Below are 22,180 nucleotides of genomic sequence, written 5' to 3'. Positions count from 1 at the left end.
ACTCCATGGAATAGGAGTCTATAAATAAAATTAAAGAAACAAAAACCATCTTAAAAACCGTAAACCCCTAGCCCTGATAGGAGTGGAAATCCTTTTGTGCCGGGGTTCGGCACAAAAGATTGAAACGAATAGCAGGATTAGCTCCTAAAAAATATGATATGAAAAACAGATTTTTAAAAACCCTTTCTTTTGCAATAATATTCTCCACAATTGCTTGTCAGGCGCAGGAAAGAATTACGGTGAAAGGAACGCAATTTTACAAAGGCGACAAACCGTACGCATACATTGGAACGAATTATTGGTACGGAAGTTTACTGGCTTCTAAAAAAATTGGCGACCGAAAAAGATTGCTACGAGAACTCGATTTAATGCAAAAAAACGGCATTGACAATCTCCGAATTTTAGTAGGTGGCGATGGCGGAAAATACGATTTTACGGTTCGTCCTGCGTTGCAATATGAACAAGGAAAATACGATGAAGATTTGCTTGATGGATTGGATTTCCTGATGAACGAAATGCGTAAACGTAAAATGTATGCCGTTTTATATTTGACAAATAACTGGGAATGGTCTGGCGGAATGTCGCAATATTTGGAATGGAACGGCAAAGGCCCGGTTCCGGTTCCTGGAATTGCACCTAATACCTGGCCTCAGTTTATGGCGTATACAGAACAATTTCACAGTTGTGAACCTTGTATGCAGGCTTTAGAAAATCATGTGAAATTTATTATGGGAAGAACAAATGCCTATTCTCATAAAAAATATACAGATGACAATACCATTATGGCTTGGCAGGTTGGAAATGAACCGAGACTTTTTACAGTTGAAAATGAAGCAAAATTTACGGTTTGGCTAAACAATATTGTGAATTTAATGGACAGTTTAGACAAAAATCATTTGATTTCTACAGGTTCTGAAGGATTGAACAGTTCGAATGATATCATTGAAATTTTTGAAAGAACGCACCAAAATCCGAATATTGACTATTTGACCATGCACATTTGGCCGAAAAACTGGAATTGGTTTAAAGCAGATGATGCTGAAAAAACGTTACCAACAACTTTAGAAAATGCCGGAAAATATATTGACAAACATGTGGCTGTTGCCAATCATCTAAAACGTCCCATAATTATCGAAGAATTTGGTTTGGGAAGGGAAAACGAAAGTTTATTACCAACAGCATCAGTTGCAAACAGAGATGTTTTCTACAATTATATTTTTGGAAGAGTTGCTGAAAGCGTTAAAAACAATGGACCGTTGCAAGGCGCCAATTTCTGGGGATTTGGCGGCGAAGGAAAAGCTATAAATGAAAGTGGAAAATGGAGTCCCGGAGATCCTTTAACAACAGATCCGCCACAAGAACCACAAGGATTGAATTCGGTTTTTTCTTCGGATAAATCGACTTTGGAGATTGTGAAGAAATACAATATGGAATTGAAAAAATAAGTCCTTTTTTACCGTAGAGCCGCACAGCAGTGCGTCTCTACGATTATGCATACCTAAAAATTGTTATGCTAATATCTTCTCAATCGCATTCAATTCATCTGTTGTAAACTCCGTATTTTGCAAACAATCAATATTATTACATAATTGTTTTACAGAACTTGCCCCAATTAAAACTGAAGTAATTCGTTTGTCTTTTTGCAACCACGCCAAGGCCATCTGTGCCAAAGATTGATTTCTATTTTTAGCAATTTCATTCAATTGGATCAATTTCTGAATTCTTTCTGCGGTAACCTCATCTTCTTTCAAATGCCCATTTGGATTGTGCGCTCTTGAATTTTCCGGAATTCCGTTTAGGTATTTATCCGTCAAAAGTCCTTGTGCCAAAGGCGAAAATGCAATACACCCTACTCCCTTTTCTTCTAAAACGTCAAGTAAACCGTCTTCAACCCAACGCTGTAGCATTGAATATTTAGCTTGATGAATTAAACACGGCGTTCCCAATTGTTTCAAAACATCAACCGCAACACGAGTCTGCTCAGCCGAATAATTACTGATTCCAACATAAAGAGCTTTTCCACTTCTAACGGCGTAATCCAAAGCCATCATCGTTTCTTCAATAGGAGTTTCTGGATCTGGGCGGTGCGAATAAAAAATATCGACATAATCGACTTTCATTCTTTTTAAACTCTGGTCTAAACTGGACAATAAATATTTTCTTGAACCCCAGTCCCCGTAAGGTCCATCCCACATTGTGTAGCCGGCTTTGGTTGAAATTATGATTTCATCACGCAAATTTCCCTGAAAATTATGCCACAGGATTTTACCAAAATTAGTTTCGGCAGAACCTGGAACAGGTCCGTAATTATTAGCTAAATCAAAATGGGTAATTCCTTTATCAAAAGCTTCCACAGCGATACTTTCGGCATTATCAAAATTATCTACCGATCCGAAGTTATGCCATAATCCTAAAGAAATTTCAGGCAACAATAACCCGCTTTTTCCACATCTGTTATATTTCATTATTTTAGTTTAAAGATTGTAGTTTAATAGGTTTTAAAGGTAAAAAAAAGTAATAAATAAAGCTGCTTTTTTTTAATCTCGCAAAGGCGCAGACTCGCAAAGTTTTTTTGATTTTCTTTGAGTTTTAAGTTTTCAATAGCGTACAGCTTTAGTTGGATGAAATATAAACGAACTATAAAGGCTTTAGCCAAACTAGTAAAAGTTTGGCTAAAGCCTTTATAAACTTAAATCTTAAACCTCCTGTTAAAACTGGAGGCTATTCAAAAAAAACTTTGCGACTCTGCGCCTTTGCGAGATTAATTTTTTTAGCCTTTTATTTCAAAACCACTCTCCAAACCTTTATCAGAACTTCCTCCAACCATAATTTTAAAAGTTCCTTCTTCAACTAAATATTTCCCTTCGTTATCATAAAAACCAAGTTCTTTATCCGTTAAAGTAAAAGTTACCGTTTTAGTTTCGCCTTTTTTCAGGTTTACTAATTCGAAGCCTTTTAATTCTTTAATTGGGCGAACGATACTGGCGAACTCATCATGAATGTACAATTGTACCACTTCTTTTCCGTCATAATTTCCTGAGTTGGTTATCTCAACAGTAACCTCAACTTTTTCTCCTTTTGCAAAAGAGGTTTTGTTTATTTTCAGATTTTTATAATCGAATTTAGTATAACTCAAACCAAATCCAAACGGAAACTGAGGCGTTTTCTCCACATCCATATAATGCGACCAAAACACATTCTTATCACTATCAATAGGTCTTCCTGTACTGTATTTGTTGTAATAAATTGGAACCTGTCCCACATTTCTAGGAAACGACATTGGCAATTTTCCACTCGGATTATAATCCCCGTATAAAACCTGCGCCACAGCATTTCCGGTTTGAGTTCCTAACTGCCAGGCTTCTACAATTGCTGGAACATTTTCAGCTGCCCACGGAATACTCAACGGACGACCATTATTTAAAACCAAAACCACATTCGGATTCACTTTGTAAATTTCCTCTAATAATTCTTGCTGTAAACCTGGCAAATTCAAATCAGTCCTACTTCTTCCCTCTCCACTTTGGAAACCGTATTCTCCTAAAACCATTACGACAACATCAGCATTTTTTGCAGCCGTTTTTGCAGCCTCAAAACCACTTTTATCTGTTGTATTGAAAACCGTTTCAGTTAAAAAAGTTGCTTTTTGTTTTAGTAAATCAACTCCTTTTTCAAAAATCAATTGATTGTCTTTGTATTGCTGCATACCTTCCAAAACCGAAACCGCAGTATTATCATCTGCTGCAATTCTCCAGCTTCCTAATGGACTGTTTTTATCATTTGCCAAAGCACCAATCAAAGCAATTTTTTGTCCTGATTTTTTTAGCGGAAGCAAATTTTTATCGTTTTTCAGTAAAACAATCGACTTCTTAGCCATGTCTAAGACACCGTCATTATTGGCTTTGTTTCCAATCGTAGCTTTTTCACGTTTTTCATCACAATATCGGTATGGATCGTCAAATAATCCTAATTCAAATTTCACACGAAGAATTCTGCGAACGGCATCATCAACCAAAGCTTCTTTTACTTTTCCTGATTTTACTAAATCAACTAATTTTGCCACATATAAATACGATTCCATATCCATATCAGAACCAGCATTTACAGCTTTTGCAGTTGCATCGGCTTCGTCTTTTGCATAACCGTGCGCAATCATTTCTCGAATCGAAGCATAATCCGAAATCACAAAACCGTCAAACTTCCATTTTCCTTTTAAAATATCTCTTTGTAAAAATGCATTTCCGGTTGCGGGAACACCATTCAAAGTATTAAATGAATTCATAAACGTACGAACTCCGGCTTCTACAGTCGCTTCAAAAGGAGGCAAAACCGAATTATACAATTTAGAATTGCTGATATCCACAATATTATATTCCAATCCAGCTTCAACATAACCATAAGCAGCAAAGTGTTTCGCACAGGCTGCAATAGTATTTACTTTAGCTAAATCAGCAACAGTTTCACCTTGAAAACCTTTTACTCTTGCATAGCCTACTTTGCTTCCTAAATACGGATCTTCTCCCGCGCCTTCCATCACACGTCCCCAACGCGCATCATTTGCAACATCGACATTCGGACCGAAAGTCCAGTTAATTCCAGATGCCGAAGCTTCATCCGCTGCAATTGCCGCCGATTTTTTAATCGCTTCTAAATCCCAACTTGCCGCTTCAGCGAGCGGAATTGGACTTAACGTTTTATAGCCATGTATTACATCAAAACCTATAATCAACGGAATTCCCAAACGGGTTTCTTCGACAGCAATTTTCTGCACGGCACGAACTTCTTTAACACCGCGCACCGTCAGCATTGAACCAACTAGACCTTTTCTTAAATGTTCATATTTTAATTCCGCAGTACCGCCTTTTGGAGCCGGCCCAGTAACATCCCAAAAACCGTTATATTGATTCATTTGCCCTACTTTTTCCTCCAAAGTCATCAAAGGCAAAAGCAAATCGATTCTTTGTTCAATAGTTTTGTTTTTATCCAGATACGGCTTTTTTTGTGCATTCATATTTCCAACAGTAAACAGGGCAAAAACCCCAATCGTTATTATTTTTTTATTTTTCATGGTTAGATAGTGGTTTATATTTTGGGCGTGTCCCTCCGGGTCGGGCTATACGTTTCAAGTCCTCGCACTTCCTTCGTCAGGCTGTGGGCTTTCCACTGCTATCCCTCACGCGAACGTTGTTAAAAGAACTTCTTTCGCAATCTTGTCATTGCAAGGAACGAAGCAACCTCATTTGCAAAATCAAGCTTGCGGCTAATTGTTAGTGAGGTTGCTTCGTTCCTCGCAATGACAAACTTTGAGTGTTAATCTTTGTGTCACATTTCGCGGGACTTCGACTCCGCTCAGTCTGACAAAAAAATATGCAAAAAATCTAAATCTGAAGTCTAAAATCTTTACTCCTGATTCTTTCCTCTTGCCTCTTTACTCTATTTTCTATGTTCCATGTTCTACAATCTCACTCCGCAATAAAACAAGAAGCCGGCAAATTCGCTTTATTAAACAAGTCAGGCTGAATTGTATTTCCCCAGGCGAATCTCACTTTCGCTGGATTTGGAACTTTCTTGCTTGTCAAAAGCACTTCATTATTTTTTATCGAAGCCTCTGCAGGAAAGAAATTTCCATCGGCTCCAGCTACTTCAAACTGATTCGAAATTTTATTCTTGAAATACAATCCATCAGCGTAATCAAAAGAAACAGTGATTTTATTTTTCTCGATTTTAATGTCTTTAAAAAGTGGTCCGTTAACCAAATTAGAATTGACTTTATACGTTTCTACCAAAGCCAAATTTGCCAAACGAATTCCGACTGATTTTTTATTTTTCGGATGAATATCAATCGTATCTGAAATATCAGAAGTTAAGACCATTCCGGTTTTAGGAACTTCAGTCAGAACTTTTCTTTGAGAATTTCTAACCGTAACATTTGAGAAATTATTACTTCCGGTTTTATACGGCGCGATTTGGACGAAATAAAAAGGAAATTCGTCCTGCCAGGCTTTTCTCCAAGAAGAGATTAAAGCTGATAATGTTTTGTCGTAAACCAAAGAACCCACATTCGATTCGCCTTGATACCAAAGTGTTCCCGCAATTTTAAATCCAACAAAAGGATAAATCATGGCGTTGTAGGCACGTCCTGGTTGTCTTGGTCCGTATTCTTGTTCGTTGAGTTTTTTAGCATTTTCTAATAAAAGAGGATCATTCTGAACAACTTCTTCTGGCATCCAGATTTCCGCCGGAGTTCCTCCCCAATTCGAAGAAATTAATCCGATTGGGACATTTTTTAAATCTTCGCGTAAGCGTTTGGCAAAAAAATAGCCAATAGCGCTGAAGTATTTCATGGTTTCCGGAGTCGACTCGGTCCAGTTCCCTAAAAGATTATTTTGAGGTGTCGTTGCTGTTAATTTCGGAACGGTAAAAAAACGAATGTTTGGATTCGTCGCGTTTTTCATTTCTTCTTCGCCGTTGTCAATTCCCCAGCTTGCCGACATTTCCATATTGGATTGTCCGGCGCAAACCCAAACTTCTCCAATTAAAATGTTTTTTAGAATAACTTCATTGTATCCTTTTATAGAAATCGTGTAAGGTCCTCCCACTTCAGGCGTTTTGATGTGAAGTTCCCATTGCGCCTGATTATTGGCAACGACTTTATATTCCTGATTATTCCAGCTTGAAACCAATTTAATTTCTTCCTTTGGATTAGCCCAACCCCAAATTTTCACTTCAGAATTGCGTTGCAAAACCATATTGTCGCCAAAAATATTCGGAAGGGAAACGTTTGCCATCATAGTACTGGAAATCATCAGAAAGAAAACAAACTTAAATATATTATTTTTCATTTAACAGCTTTTTTAAAAACGGGGCATATTGATCAGCCATTACTTTTTGATCTGCAACATCAGGATGTCCTAAACAGCCTTTTGGTGTCATGGGTTTGAATTTGAAAATCTTGATCTCTTTATGTGTTTTATCTGTTGCAAATGCTTCTTTTACTTTATTCAGGCAATCTTCAAAAACAACTGCTCTTTCTCCACCAACCATCGGACTATTGGTGATTACAATTTGTGCTTTTGGATTATGTTCGTAAAGCATTTTTATAAAATTGATGTAATTCGAAACATACTTTTCGGCATTAAAAGGCAAACGTTCTTTTTTACCGTCTCCACCAGAAAAATCATTTGTTCCTAAAGCAATACTTATAATATTTGGCTGAAAAGCGAAATCATATTTGGGTTTTGAATTGTCTTTCGTTAAATATAAATTTTGATAAACCTCCGGCATAATTGCTTCGTCTTTGTTCTCGTCATTCCAATTACGATATATCCCGATTCCCGAAACAGAACTTGTCAGATAATCAACATCAATTTCTCTCGAAAGCGCTGGCCCGTATGCATAATAACCATTATGATGATCCATATATTCTCCTTTATCACAATCAACTGAATCACTTGCAGCAGCACAGGTTATAGAATCTCCTATAAATTCGATTTTCTTTTTCTTTTTGGATGAAATTGAAGTCAGTTTTGCTGTCGTTCCCGCAAATAAAACATTACCACTTTGCGCTTCTGTATTTTTATAAATTTCGAGACGATGCTCTTTTTTCTTTGAAGTAACTTTTATCGGGAAAGATTGTATATCACCTTTTTCAATTTTAATTTTTCCTATGTATTTCCCATCTAAAACTAAAGCAACATAATTATGATGTTCGTAAGAATCAACGCTTTGAAGTTTAATTGAACATTCATTTCCACTAAAATTAAAAGATACTGATGAAGCAGTTCCAATCAAAATAACATTGTCATTTTGAAGTTTTTCAATTCGGCCAGCATATAGAAAAGAAGTGTTTTTGTTTTGGGAGATCGAAACAGTCGAAATCAGCAAAAACAAAATTAAAAACGGCAATTTTCTGACAAACATAATGTATTGGTTAAATAGAATAGTATTCACAAATATATTTGAAATGAAGAACACAGAAAGATACTAAAACGTCAAAATGCAATAAAAAAACACCACAAATATCCATCAAAATCAAATTTTCAATACTTTATTCTTACAAATTGATTTTAAAGTACTTCTTTACTAGTTAAAAAGAAGCTATCTTTATAGAAACAACATTCTAAAAAATGAAATCACTTTTTTACATCTCTATATTCTCAACAGTCGTTTTATGTTCTTGCTTTACTTCAAAAGAAGAACCTAAAGCAGCAACATTTCAACTAAAAAAAACAGGAAAAGATATTGATCGCGATTCTATCGTAAATTATGCTAAACAATATTTAGGAACGCCTTATGTTTATGCTGGAAATGATCCTAAAACAGGTTTTGACTGCTCCGGATTTATCAGTTATGTCTATCATCATTTTGATGTGGATTTGCCAAGAAGTTCTGGCAGTTATAAAAATTTAGGCAAAGCCTTAAAGCCGGAAGACTTTAAAGTCGGAGATATTTTAGTTTTTTACGGATACAAAGACCACACTGTAATTGGTCACCTCGGAATTATCTGCGAAGCCAACGGAATGCAGTCTAAATTTATTCATTCATCCTCCGGAAAAGTGAACAGCGTTACGATTACTTCTCTTGATACAGAACATTACACCAACCGTTTTTATAAGTGTATTGATGTTTTATCGAAATAAGTTTTTTGCCACGAATTACACGAATTATTTTTTCACGCAGATTTAAAAAGATTTAAGCAGATGTGCGCAGATTATTTATTGCGATGAGCTTACAAAAATCTAATTAAATCTGCTTTAATCTGCAAAATCTGCGTGAAAATTTAGTTGCTAATATTTTACTCCTCTGTCAATAATTTGATCAGACTTTCATCTCTTTGGTAAACGTCTTTGTAGAAATTTAATTCCCCTTTACGGTCTACCCAAGCGGTAAAATAACCAATATATACGGGAACTTTCTTTTTTAAACTTACCCAATTTTCTTTGCCCGCGTGCATGGCTTTATCAATTCGCGCAGGCGTCCAGGTTGGATCTTGTTTTAAAAGTTCGATGGCTAATTCTCTTGGTTTTCCTACTCGAACGCAACCGTGGCTAAAAGCTCTGTTTTCTCTTTCAAACAAACTTTTTGAGGGTGTATCGTGTAAATAAATATTATTTGAATTCGGAAATAAAAACTTTACTAAACCAAGTGAATTATTTTTCCCCGGAACCTGACGAACAGCGCCATTGTTCCATTCCAGATTTTTCTGTGCCAAATAATTTTTGTTTTTGGCCATTCCGGGTTTGATTTCTTTGTTGATAATACTTGTCGGAACATTCCAATATGGGCTAAAAACTATATTATTCATCATACCGCTGAAAATAACGGTTTTAGTCATCGCTTTTCCAACCACAACCGGTGATACAAAAGCAATTTCATGATCGCGAATCAAATACAATCTAAACTCCGGAATATTAACTTCGATGTATTCTTTGCCTTTTTCCAGTTCAGGATCAATCCAGCGGCAACGCTCCATATTGGCTATAATCGTTTTAATTCGGTCTGAAACCGGAATATTCAATTCGTCGATATGTTCTTTTAGTATTATACTTTTTGGCGTTAATCCGTGGTGCAATTCGTAGTTTTTAATAGCTTTTATCAAAGTAGTATCACACACATTACTTTTGTCATTTTCTTTTAGATCGCCGGTAATATAAAGTCTTTCTCTAATTTGGCCAATTGCGTCAACAGAATCTCCAATTTTAAAACTTTTAAATTCCTCGTCAACTTCAACATTTTTCCATCCTCCTTTTTTCTCAATTTCTCTATATCGATGAAGCGCGTCACGAAGTTTGTAATATTGACTGAACATTTTTCTTTTCTTGTCATCGCTTATTGTGGCCTTCTCATAAATAGAATCTGAAAAAACTTTATAATCGAGTTTCTTTCTAGGTAAAAGCCATTCTAATTTTGTCACTGTTTTTTCATCTGCACCAGAGATTTTCTGAACATAATAAAAATACAAATTTGAAATCATCAAATCCGTATCAATCTTTGATAATTTGTTTTCCGCAATATTATCAAAAACAGCATTTATCTTTTCGTTGTACGGAAAATTGGCACGCAAACCTTCTGCTTCTAATCCTTTATATTTATTAAATAAAGTATTTCCAAATTCGACAACGCCTTTATTGTCCATCCACAATTGAGTAGATTTTTTTTCTTTATATAAGTCCAAAACCTCACTTTGGAATTTAACCAACTTTGGATAGTCTTCATAAAATTTAGAAACTTCAAGACTATCGATATGAAGTCTTAATTCCGGAATTACTTTTTCTGAAGTCTTTTTTAAGTCTTCCTCATTTTTTTCTGATTTGGAATTACATGAAAAAACTAAAAACAGAATAACAACAACGACAGGCGAATAGAAAATTTTCATAATAATATTTTTAATAAAAATAAAAAAGATTTAATGAAAACAAACGGTTTCAAAGAAAAATAATATTGCCTTTACAAAGCAAAATCTTCCATTCAAGTCAGCTTCGCAATAAAGCATAAAAAAAACTCCAAATACACTACATATTTGGAGTTTTCCCCTTTATAAATCAACCTTTATTTAGATTACCGTTCCTTTGAGGGTAAGAATTTTTGGAGTCGTTTCAGCACTTGTTGTAACCGTTACTGTTTTTGTAAAAGCCCCTTTGTTTGCTGCGTTGTAAGTAGCAGTAACTTTAGCCGTTTTACCAGGTAAAATTGGTTCTTTAGTATAATCTGTTGCAGTACAACCGCAAGATCCCTGCACATTTGTAATTACAACTGCTGTTTTTCCTGTATTTTTAAATTCATAAACAATTGCTTTTGGCGTTCCTTGTGGAATTTGTCCCACATCGATAGTTTCGGCTTTCCAAGCTATTGTTGAAGCTGTTGCCTCAATTTTAGATGCAATTACTTTTGCAGGCACAATTGCTGAAAAAGACATTAGGCCTAAAGCCAAAGCCAACATTGAGATTTTGATGATTTTCATAGTTATTATATTTTAATGGTTTATAGTTCGAATTTCTATTTCAAAAGTACTTCAGACAAAATCAAATCGCTGTTAACCGGTTTCAAATCTTTGTTAACGACTTGTTAATCGCTGTTTTTCACTATAATTTTCATTAATATTACATTCTAAAAAACACTGTTTTCTTGAAAATAAATAAACTTAATAGTATTATCCTCTTAGGATTGATCGCCATTATCAGCATATTGGTGGCACAATTGCTTTGGACCAAAGAGGCTTTTACACTCGAACAAAAAAAACTGAGTCAGAAAGCCAATATAGCTTTACTTGAAGTGGCGCGAAAATTATACGATGGAAAAGATCATGAACCATCATGTCAAAATCCTGTTCGGAAAATTTCTAACGATTATTATATCGTAAACATCGAAAATGCGTTTGAGCCAGATATTCTGGAATTTTATTTAAGATCAGAATTCAAGAAAATGCATATTACAACCGATTTTGAATATGCGGTGTACAATTGCCAAAGCGACGAAATGGTTTACGGGAAATACATTTCATCATCTGAAAAAGGAAAAGAAAAAAAGGCCGTTTCTTTCCCCAAACATAAAGATTTGGTATATTATTTTGCTGTTCGTTTTCCTAATGAAACCACTTATTTATTCAGTTCGATGCGTTTTTGGTTTATCCTTTCGATTGCATTGATTTTGATTTTACTGATTTATGTCTATTCTATTTTTACACTTTTACAGCAAAAAAAATATTCTGAGTTGCAAAGGGATTTCATCAATAATATGACGCATGAATTCAAAACACCTTTGTCATCCATTTTAATTGCATCAAAATATTTAATTGAACAAAATCCGATTAAAGAAGATAAAAAACTGCATACTTATACGGATATTATAATCAATCAAAGCAATAAACTTAACAGTCATATTGAACAGATTTTAAATATTTCGAAAGCAGATTATTCGCCTTTGGAACTAAAAAAAGAAACGCTATTAATCGTTCCTATTATTCAGGAAACGATTGAAAATATTCAAATGAAATATCCTGAAGCCTCAATTAAAATTGATAGTGCTTCAGAAGAATATTATATTGAAACTGATGTTTTTCATTTCAGTAATTTAGTGTACAATTTGCTTGATAATGCTGTAAAATATTGTTCTGAAAAGCCAGATATTACAATTCGAATTATCTTAGAAAATCAAATTTTGAAAGTTGCTTTTATTGATAACGGAATTGGAATTTCTCCTAAAAACATTTCGCTTATCTTTGATAAGTTTTATCGTGCTCAAAACGAAAAAAGCAATGAAGTAAACGGCTTTGGACTCGGTTTATATTACGTCAAAGAAATTTGTAATCTTCAGAACTGGAAAATAAAAGCCGAAAATAACTTAGAAAAAGGCATCACTATAACTTTGTCAATTCCTTATAAAAAATGAAACAATTCAGAATACTTTATACCGAAGACGATGAAACCTTAGCGTTTTTAACCAAAGACAATCTGGAGCAAAATAACTACGAGGTTATTCATTGTCCTGATGGAAAACTGGGTCTGGAAACCTTTAAAAAAGAAAGTTTCGACATTTGCATTTTCGACATTATGATGCCCAAAATGGATGGTTTTGAATTGGCAACTGAAATTAGAAAAGCCAATACTGATATTCCAATTATTTTTCTTTCGGCCAAAACTTTAAAAGAAGACCGCATTAAAGGATTGCGTCTGGGAGCTGATGATTATCTGGTTAAGCCTTTTAGTATTGAGGAATTACTTTTGAAAATCGAGATTTTTTTAAAACGTTCACAGAAAAATATACCGATTGAAAAAGCAGTTTATGAAATTGGAAAATACCAGTTTGATACTAAAAACTTTATTCTTTTTAATGAAAGTGAAAAAATTGGTCTCACGCAACGCGAAGCTGAATTGCTAAAATTATTTCTCGACAATAAAAACTCGGTTTTAAAAAGAGAACAGATTTTGACCTCTCTTTGGGGAACGGATGATTATTTTATGGGAAGAAGTCTTGATGTTTTTATTTCGCGACTGCGCAAAATCCTGGCAAATGAAAACGGAATCTCAATCGAAAACCTACACGGAATTGGGTTTCGATTTTCTATTGTTTAATTGCTTTGGAAGCATTGTAAAGATTCCATCTTAAATAATAACAATTCTGTTAAAAATAAAGAATAATCTGTAAATTAAATTTGAAAAATCTTTGTATTTTTAAGTTCTAATTTTGCATGATATGAAATTACATCATTTACGTAACGCTACTTTAGTTATTGAAACGGAGCAACATGTGATTTTAGTTGACCCGATGCTAGGAAAAAGAAAAACGATTCCGCCCTTTACCATCTTTCGTTACAGCCCTCATAGAAATCCTTTGGTTTCTCTGCCAAAAAACAGTCGTGAAATTTTAAGCAAAGTAACACATTGCCTCATTACTCATTTACATCCGGACCATATTGACAAAGCTGGCGAAGTTTTTTTAAGACGAAAAAGCATTCCGGTAATTTGTAGTGTACAAATTGAAAAAGAATTAACCAAAAGAGGTTTAAACATTACTCAAACTTTAAAGTATTGGGAACCTCAACCTTTTCTGGATGGAAAAATAACTGGAATTCCAGCGATTCATGGCTACGGATTTATCGCAAAATTGATGGGAAATGTAATGGGCTTTTTTATTGAATTAGCCAATGAAAAATCTATTTATATCAGTTCAGATACTGTTTTCACGGAACACGTACAAAAAGTTTTGGTTGAATTTAAACCAGACATTTCAACGGTCGCTTGCGGAACAGCAAGATTAGATATTGGTCAGCCTTTATTAATGCGAATGAACGATATTTTGAAATTTACAGCATTGGCGCCTGGGAAAGTTTTCGCGAACCATTTAGAAGCTTTGAATCATTGCCCTACGACGAGAGAGCAATTGAAAAATGCTTTATCTGAAAATGATCTTTTGTCTAAAACTGCAGTTCCTGCTGATGGGACTTTTGTGGAGTATTGATTTATAAAACCAATAACCCAAACTCTCGTAAAGTATTAACAGGCTTTGAATACCAAAACAATTCGAAATCCTCCAATTGCGTTTCAAAATCTGCTTTTATTTCCTGAAACGTATAATTCTTAGCATTTGAAATCGAGATTTTACTCAAAATTTCAATCAACCATTCGCCTTCATTTTTATTGGTCTGAAGGTTAAAACTTTCCTTTTTATCGTGAAAGGTAAAACTCATCATTTCCCACGAATTTCCTTTTTTTGATTTTGTGAAATGTTCTACTGAAGGTTTTCCGCCAAGCCAAACCACTTTTGCATTTGGTTTAGTGTTGAAATCATTTCCTTCTTCAAGCGCATTGAAAATAAAATCGGGATCAATTTTAGTCTTTGGAATTTTAAAATCGAACCAATCTTGTAATTCGTAATCGAAACAGATTCCGTGCATGAAATTAAAAAGCGATTTCTTTAATCCGAAACTGAATTTATCGTGGTTGATTCCTGTAGAGTCTGTATAATCAATATCGTTATTAGCAAATGTTCCAATTGCTTCTGTTGCTTTTGTAACGCCAAATTTCTCCGGATACAATCCAACCGGACTATGCGCTGTCATAGCAAATTGATGCCAAAAGCCAGATTGCAAAATTCCGGCTTCAAACAATTGACGCACCATTTCGAGACTGTCAATGGTTTCCTGAATTGTCTGCGTTGGATATCCGTACATTAAATACGCGTGCACCATGATTCCGGCTTCGGTAAAATTGCGGGTTACTTTTGCTACTTGTTCAACAGTAACTCCTTTGTCAATTAATTTTAATAATCTATCAGAAGCCACTTCTAAACCTCCGGAAACGGCGATACAGCCAGAAGCTTTTAAGAGCAAACATAAATCTTTCGAAAAGCTTTTTTCAAAACGAATATTTGTCCACCAGGTTACGGCTAATTTTCGGCGTAAAATTTCTAATGCCAAAGCACGCATTAAAGCTGGCGGTGCTGCTTCATCCACAAAATGAAAACCATTTTGGCCTGTTTGAAGCATCATTTCTTCCATTCTGTCGCACAGCAAATTGGCAGCAACAGGTTCGTAAACTTTGATATAATCTAATGAGATATCACAGAAAGTACATTTTCCCCAATAACAGCCGTGCGCCATTGTGAGTTTATTCCAACGGCCGTCGCTCCACATTCTGTGCATTGGATTTACGATTTCGATAACCGAAATGTATTTATCCAAAGGTAAATCAGAATAATCCGGAGTTCCAACAAATGCTTGTTTGTAGTCGTGTTTTAACGAATTGTTTTTGTAGACCACTTCTCCATTTTCAAGTAAAAAAGTTCTTTTATAAGAATCTGAACTTGGATTTTCTAAATTGAAAATTAATTCTTCAATCGGAACTTCTCCATCATCCAAAGTAATAAAATCAAAAAACTCAAAAACGCGTTTATCAGAAAGAGAACGCAATTCGGTATTTGGGAAACCGCCTCCCATTGAAATCTTAATTTCAGGATGATTTTGTTTTACCCATTGTGCACAACGAAACGCGCTATATAAATTCCCCGGAAAGGGAACAGAAATTAAAAAGAATGTTGGTTTAACGGTTTCAATTTTAGCTTTCAAAAGCGAAATTAAAATCGAATCAATATAGGTTGGTTCTTGCTGTAAAGCTTCGTAAAGTTCATCAAAAGAATTGGCGCTTCGGCCTAAACGTTCTGCATATCGGCTAAAGCCAAAATTTTCATCGACACATTCTACAATATAATCCGAAATATCTTCGAGATACAAAGTCGCCAAATGTTTTGCCTTATCCTGCGTTCCCATTGTTCCGAAAGCCCAATCGAGTTCTTCTAGCTGAGCAAAACGAGAAGCTTCTGGTAAAAAATCTTCCTGACAAATCTGTAATGCTAGTGTTGGATTTTTTCCCTGTAAAAACTGAATTACAGCATCAATAGTTTTGATGTATTCGTCCTGCAAAGCAAAAATACGTTTCGAATTATCCGAGATTTCGTTTCCAACAACTTCACCCGAGACTGAAACTCGAACTGGCGAAGCAAACCTGAAACTTGAAACCTGAAACAAATCTATAAGCCCTTTCTTCGAAAATAATTCCAAAATCACATCAATACCCAAATCAGCCTGAACGGATTCGATATTTTTCGTATTTAGAAATCCTTTTATGTAAGCTGTTGCCGGATACGGCGTATTCAGTTGTGTAAAAGGAGGCGTGATAATAAAAAGCTTTGTTTTCAAAAGAAATGTTTTTGCAAAAATAAGGGATATTTAGAGACTTTCTAGGAAAAGATTGACGAGGGTAATTTTAGTTTTATTTTGTAGATATTTAATTACATTTGCTTCAACCGAAAATTAACCTATGAAACATAAATTACTTATTTTATTTTTATTTTTTTCACTTTTTTGCTATTCCCAAGAAAACTGTAACAATGGTATTGACGATGACGGTGATGGAAAAATAGATTTAAATGACAGTGATTGTACTTGTAATAAAACTGTTTCAATTTTACCAAATTCTTCTTTTGAAGAAAAAACGACATGTCCTCAAGGTTATGATGATATGCCTACAACCACTTATTGGACAAAAGGAACAACCCCATCTCCAGATTATTTAAATGCAGACTGCTATCTTTTTAATACCATTTACAGCAAAAATCTCCAAAATTTCCCCGATGGTAAAGGAATTTTCAGAGCTGTATACAAAAACAACAAAAAAGAATATATCGCTACTAAATTATCAAGCTCATTACGTAGTGGAATAAACTATCAGTTAACACTGAATATTGCTACATTAATGAGTACCGAAACAACGAACCTAAGTAAACGTTTTGATTTTAATTTTTTAGCACCTACTTATGTAACACTTTATGGATGTAATAATAAAGATAATTTACCATTATATACCAACTCAGATCCAAATTCATTTGACCCATCCTGGATTGAAATTGGAAAAGTTTTATACCAACCTCAGACTATTTGGGGAGAAGTAACGATTAGCTTTACCACAAATGTTGATATTAACGCAATAATTATAGGACCAGAGAAAATACTACCTCCATCATTTAACACTGATTATGAACCTTCTTTCTTATATGATAATTTAAGATTAAATACTGCTGAAAATTTTGGTGTTACTATTCTTCAAAGTGGCAATTTCTGCAATAATGATTTAATATTGACTGCTAACCTGACTAAAACCATGAATTTAGCAACTTTTCAATGGTATAGAAATGGAATAGCGATAATTGGAGCTACTAATAAATCTTATCCAATTCCTTCCGTTAAAACAAATTTGGGAGAATATAGTGTAAAAGTTACAGATGGAAATGATTGCTTCATAAGTTCAAAATTAACTATAAATAATTTCATTCCTAATCCTTCTGTAACAGTAGTTCAGCCTACTTGTAAGGATATAAATGGTTATATTAAAGTTAACGACCCAGGAATAGAATATAGTTTTGATAAAGGTTTGGCTTTCCTTTCAGATGACAACTATGTTACAAAAGATTTGGTATGGCAAACAGATGCCAACTTTCCCACAAAAGAATATGGCAAATATTATGTTCAAACAAGAACAGCTTCTGGCTGTATTTCTACACCTACAATTGTAACAATTGATCCCCCAATATTACTAGACCGCCCAACATTTTCAATTATTCAGCCAACTTGTAGTTCTGGTGGAACTATTACTATAACAACCCTGGCGTCACAATTTAGTTTTGATGATGGTTTGACTTGGCAAAACAGTGCTACCAAAGCAAATCTACCTGCTGGCAATTATTTACTTAAAATAAAAAACAGTAGCGGATGCGAATCCTATTCTCAAAGCGTATTGCTTTTTCCATCTTATATTAATTCTCCAACCTATACTGTAACACAGCCTATCTGTAATCATGGAGGCAGTATTACTATTACTAGCCCCGCATCAGAATATAGTGTTGATAATGGAGAAACATGGACAACAAATCCAACAGCAACTGATTTACCTTCTGGTTATTATAATGTTAGAATTAAAGATGAATTTGGATGTGAATCGAAACCTTATTTCAATCAAATTTATTTGAATTCATTTTCTAAACCATACCCGGAAGTTAAAATTATTCAACCAAGTACTTGTAGTAATACCGGAAGCGTTATTTTTTTAAACTCTTCAAATAAATATAGTGTTGACAACGGACAAACTTGGCAGGTAAAACCTATTTTTAATAATTTACAGCCTGGCAATTACATGTTAAAAACGGAAAATGGACTAGGGTGTGAATCACAAGTCTATCAAGTTAAAATAAATTTTTATATATCTAAGCCAACTTATACCATAATAAACCCTGCATGTACAACAAACGGCAGTATTACCATAAATACTGCGGCAGCCTTTTATAGTTTTGATAATGGAGAGACATGGACAACAAATCCAACGTCAACTGATTTACCTTCGGGTACTTATTATATTAAAATTAAAAATGAATTAGGCTGTGAATCCGATGTTGAATATGCCTATTTACCTCCTTTTTATCTTGATGAGCCTGCGTACAAAATAATAAATCCAAATTGTGAAACGGAATCAAAATGGAGTATTTCAATTACAACCCCTGCTGCATCTTATAGTTTTGATGGAGGAAAAACATGGGGTACAAGTCCAAACATTTCTAATTTAGATTATGGAACTTACTTCCTGAAAATTAAAAATTCTTTAGGCTGTGAATCAAATTATGCAATTGCCAATATAAATAATGCTTATTTTTTAGAACGTCCCGAATTTTTAGCTGTACAACCTACTTGTGCTACTCCAGGACGTGTGACTATAACCACCCCTGCTGCATTTTATAGTTTTGATGATGGAGGAACATGGAGTACGGATCCAAATCTTATTAAATATCCTAATGGTGGCGTAAGCGGCTTTCTTAGGATTAAAAATAAATCAGGCTGTATAAGTGAAAATAATTGGTTTAGTCTTAATTTCAATTTCCTTGATCCTCCTACTTATACAATAACGCATCCAACAACTTGTGATAGTAATGCGACCGGAAGTATTACGATTACGACATCAGCCGCTTTATATAGTTTTGATGGTGGTTTAAGTTGGAGTACCAACCCTACAGCTTCAAATCTTCCTGTAGGATTTAAATATCAATTAAAAATAAAAAATAAAGAAGGATGTGAGTCAGGAAACCTTGTAGTTGAATTTACACCTGCCAAAATAAAAGAGGCAGAATATAAAGTTACTTATCCAAGCTGCGGCAAAGGAGGTACTATTACAATTACTACACCTGCACCATTTTACAGTTTTGATGGTGGGGAAACCTGGGGTACAAATCCAACCGCTACAAATTTACCACTTGGTTTTTATTATCCTAAAATAAAAAATGAATCCGGATGTATCTCAGAAACACTTTATTCTGTAAATTTCAATGAAGAATATTTATCTGATTTTAATATACAAGTAACTCAACCTACTTGTGAATCAAAGAATAAAGGGAGTATTACAATAGATCCCCTATTTGATCAATATAGTTTTGATGATGGTAGAACTTGGAGTCAATACAACACTGCCACAAATTTAACTCCTGGAAATTATTCCATAGTAGTAAAAAATAATTTAGGTTGTCAGTCTTGGTGGAGAGTTGCAACACTTTATGATTTTTATTTGCCTACACCAAATTACACTACGACTCCTCCTATATGTGGAACTGGAGGAAGTATTACAATAACTACTCCAGCTGCATTATACAGTTTTGACAATGGAGTAAATTGGACTACCAATCCAACAGCTGCAAATTTAGATGAAGGATATTATACAATAAATATAAAAAATGAATTAGGTTGTGAAGCTTATCCGCAAAATATTTACATTCCTAAATTTTACATTGATTCCCCTTTATACTCCATAATACAACCTAATTGTGAATCTTTAGGCAGCATAACTTTCACCACAGCCGCTTTTGGATACAGTATAGATAATGGTAATACTTGGAGAACTGATTCTACTTTTCCTAATTTAACTACTGGTAATTATCTTTTAAAGATAAAAAATGCTTTAGGATGTGAATCAAATTCTAGTTCAGTTTCTCTTTATAATGTAAATCTTCCAGCTCAAGAACCTACTGTTTCCATTCAACAACCAAGCAGCTGTACTGCAGCAAAAGGGAGGATTTCGGTGACTACAAATGCTGCTTTTTACAGTTTTGACAACGGGCAAACATGGGATACAAATGCTACTGCAACAAATTTAATTTCTGGTGATTACTTTATAAAAATCAAAAACAACACTACAGGCTGTCCTTCACCTGCAACAAAAGCAACGATAAATCCTCCTTTAGATGCAATAGTTCCAAGTTATGTCGTTTCTCAACCAATTAGCTGTATCAATCCTTTTGGAAGTATTAAAATCACAACTGCAGCTTCAAAATATAGTTTTGACAACGGAGTAACATGGAAAATAAATTCAGATTCTGGAGATTTAGCCGTCGGAAATTATAAGATTATGGTTCAAAATTCTGCTGGGTGTGAATCTGAAGCAGTTTCAATTCAAATAAATCCACCTACAGATAGTCCGAGTGTTCCTACATACAGCACTATTCAGCCAAACTGTAATAATAATCAGGGAAAAATAACTATTCTATCTATTGCATCAGAATACAGTTTTGATAATGGTGCAAACTGGAGTACGACTGCAACATCATTATTTCTAAATCCAGGAGAATATTTTCTAAAAATTAAAAATTCTAATGGATGTATTTCTGAAGCTACAAAAGCAACTATAACACCTTTTATTAATTCTTTACCAGCTCCTGAAATTTTAAATTCTAAAATCTTCTGTATTCAACAAAATGCCACTTTAGACAATATTGAAATCAATGGTCAAAACATCAAATGGTACAATTCATTAACAGCAGGAACACTGTTAGCAAATACAACAATATTGCAAAACGGAATAACTTATTACGCTTCACAAACCATAAACGGCTGTGAAAGTGAAAGAACGCCCGTCACAATAAACATTCAAAATACAACTCCTCCAACAGGAAATGCAAATCAGCCTTTTTGTTCAGCACAAAATCCAACGATTGCAAATCTTTATGTTACAGGAAATTCAATAAAATGGTATGACGCATTAAACGGTGGTTCTCTGTTATCAGAAACTACAAGTCTTGTTGATGGAAAAACCTATTATGCTTCGCAAACTGTCAATACTTGTGAAAGTCCAAGATTTGGAATAACTGTTTCAATTGTAGATACGCCATCTGCTCCTATATTATCTGGACAAACAGAATTCTGTAAAACCGAAAATGCAACACTAAACAACATTCAAATAACAGGACAAAATCTAAAATGGTACGATACCAATTTTTCTGCTGCTATTTTGCCTAATACTACTTTACTACAAGACAATAAAACATACTATGTCTCGCAAACTGTAGGATGTGAAAGCGACAGAACTCCAATTTTAGTTCAGGTTTATGATACAGCATTACCAACAGGAAGTACTTCCAAACAATATTGTATTGATGAAAACGCAACAATTGCTTCTATTGGTATTGTTGGAACTAATCTTAAATGGTATGACTCCGCAATAAATGGATCTACTCTTCCTGAAACAACTTTATTGCAAAACACCACTTACTACGCTACACAAACAGAAAACAACTGCGAAAGTAAAAGGCTTGCTGTAACAGTAAAAATACAAGATACTCAACCTCCGACTGCCGCTTCACCACAAAGATTTTGCATTCAAAAAAAGGCTTCCTTAAATGACATTGATATTACAGGAGAAAATATAAAGTGGTTTGATAGTGTTTCTTCTGATATTAGTTTATCTGGATCAACTCCACTCGAAAATGGGATCACCTATTATGCTTCTCAAACTATAAACAGTTGCGAAAGCGATAGAATTCCGATTACTATTCAAATTCTTGAGACAACAACTGGGGACTGCATTAATTTTGTAGATGAACTTCCTTACCCAAAATACTTTACACCAAACAATGATACCTTTCATGACACCTGGACTATAGATTTTGCTTACTTAGCTCCTAATACCGGAATTCGAATATTTGATCGTTACGGAAAATTCATTAAAGAACTTCATAACAATGGGGCCTGGGATGGAACTTATTTAGGATCTCAAGAACCAGCAGCAGATTACTGGTTTACCGTTACAAGATTAAATGGAACAGAATTCAGAGGACATTTTAGTTTGAAACGATAAGAATAATAAATAAGAACGCC

Annotated in this window: 13 protein-coding genes; 6 read left to right on the top strand and 7 right to left on the bottom strand. The window is 34.5% G+C overall.

Going from position 1 to position 22,180, the window contains the following annotated elements; genetic code table 11:
• The first annotated feature begins 158 nt into the window (after positions 1–158).
• Positions 159–1,445, top strand: coding sequence for a cellulase family glycosylhydrolase (locus IRZ99_RS18890; protein WP_194658781.1), 1,287 nt, complete (start codon positions 159–161; stop codon positions 1,443–1,445).
• A gap of 63 nt (positions 1,446–1,508) precedes the next feature.
• On the opposite strand, the gene IRZ99_RS18885 is transcribed toward IRZ99_RS18890, so the two are convergent.
• The 4 genes from IRZ99_RS18885 to IRZ99_RS18870 form a co-directional block, all read right to left on the bottom strand.
• The gene (locus tag IRZ99_RS18885; protein WP_194658779.1) at positions 1,509–2,465 is read right to left on the bottom strand and encodes an aldo/keto reductase; all 957 of its coding nucleotides are present in this window, start codon (positions 2,463–2,465) and stop codon (positions 1,509–1,511) included.
• A 305-nt stretch (positions 2,466–2,770) separates the two neighbouring features.
• Entirely contained in the window at positions 2,771–5,068 is a 2,298-nt protein-coding gene (gene bglX, locus IRZ99_RS18880; RefSeq protein ID WP_194658777.1) for a beta-glucosidase BglX, read from the bottom strand.
• 394 nt (positions 5,069–5,462) lie between these two features.
• Positions 5,463–6,842: a sialate O-acetylesterase gene (locus IRZ99_RS18875; RefSeq protein WP_194658775.1), complete on the bottom strand. Its 1,380-nt coding sequence runs from the start codon at positions 6,840–6,842 to the stop codon at positions 5,463–5,465.
• Complete coding sequence (locus IRZ99_RS18870) at positions 6,832–7,920, bottom strand: SGNH/GDSL hydrolase family protein (protein WP_194658773.1); 1,089 nt, start codon at positions 7,918–7,920, stop codon at positions 6,832–6,834. Before IRZ99_RS18870 ends, IRZ99_RS18875 begins: the two co-directional genes overlap by 11 nt.
• 206 nt (positions 7,921–8,126) lie before the next feature.
• Between IRZ99_RS18870 and IRZ99_RS18865 the strand changes: the two genes are divergently transcribed.
• Positions 8,127–8,639: a C40 family peptidase gene (locus IRZ99_RS18865; protein WP_194658772.1), complete on the top strand. Its 513-nt coding sequence runs from the start codon at positions 8,127–8,129 to the stop codon at positions 8,637–8,639.
• 155 nt (positions 8,640–8,794) lie between these two features.
• Here IRZ99_RS18865 and IRZ99_RS18860 read toward each other — a convergent pair whose 3' ends face one another.
• Both IRZ99_RS18860 and IRZ99_RS18855 read right to left on the bottom strand, forming a co-directional pair.
• The gene (locus IRZ99_RS18860; protein ID WP_194658770.1) at positions 8,795–10,375 is read right to left on the bottom strand and encodes a murein L,D-transpeptidase; all 1,581 of its coding nucleotides are present in this window, start codon (positions 10,373–10,375) and stop codon (positions 8,795–8,797) included.
• Between the two features lie 177 nt (positions 10,376–10,552).
• The gene (locus IRZ99_RS18855; protein ID WP_194658768.1) at positions 10,553–10,960 is read right to left on the bottom strand and encodes a DUF1573 domain-containing protein; all 408 of its coding nucleotides are present in this window, start codon (positions 10,958–10,960) and stop codon (positions 10,553–10,555) included.
• Between the two features lie 164 nt (positions 10,961–11,124).
• On the opposite strand from IRZ99_RS18855, the gene IRZ99_RS18850 reads away from it, so the two are divergent.
• The 3 genes from IRZ99_RS18850 (at position 11,125) to IRZ99_RS18840 (ending at position 13,956) form a co-directional block, all read left to right on the top strand.
• Positions 11,125–12,387, top strand: a complete 1,263-nt coding sequence (locus IRZ99_RS18850; protein ID WP_194658767.1) for a sensor histidine kinase KdpD — start codon at positions 11,125–11,127, stop codon at positions 12,385–12,387.
• Positions 12,384–13,070 (top strand): response regulator transcription factor, encoded by a 687-nt coding sequence (locus tag IRZ99_RS18845; RefSeq protein WP_194658765.1) that lies wholly within the window; start codon positions 12,384–12,386, stop codon positions 13,068–13,070. Before IRZ99_RS18850 ends, IRZ99_RS18845 begins: the two co-directional genes overlap by 4 nt.
• A gap of 121 nt (positions 13,071–13,191) precedes the next feature.
• Entirely contained in the window at positions 13,192–13,956 is a 765-nt protein-coding gene (locus tag IRZ99_RS18840; RefSeq protein ID WP_194658763.1) for an MBL fold metallo-hydrolase, read from the top strand.
• Between the two features lies 1 nt (position 13,957).
• Here IRZ99_RS18840 and IRZ99_RS18835 read toward each other — a convergent pair whose 3' ends face one another.
• On the bottom strand, positions 13,958–16,192 hold the full coding sequence (locus tag IRZ99_RS18835) for a radical SAM protein (RefSeq protein ID WP_194658761.1): 2,235 nt from the start codon (positions 16,190–16,192) through the stop codon (positions 13,958–13,960).
• Between the two features lie 121 nt (positions 16,193–16,313).
• Between IRZ99_RS18835 and IRZ99_RS18830 the strand changes: the two genes are divergently transcribed.
• Positions 16,314–22,160, top strand: coding sequence for a T9SS type B sorting domain-containing protein (locus IRZ99_RS18830; RefSeq protein ID WP_194658759.1), 5,847 nt, complete (start codon positions 16,314–16,316; stop codon positions 22,158–22,160).
• Positions 22,161–22,180: the final 20 nt, after the last annotated feature.

The sequence above is a fragment of the Flavobacterium sp. LC2016-12 genome (assembly GCF_015351595.1).
Classification (GTDB): Bacteria; Bacteroidota; Bacteroidia; order Flavobacteriales; family Flavobacteriaceae; genus Flavobacterium.
The sequence above is the reverse complement of the archived record's forward strand: the minus strand, read 5'-3'. Positions and strand labels throughout refer to the sequence as shown.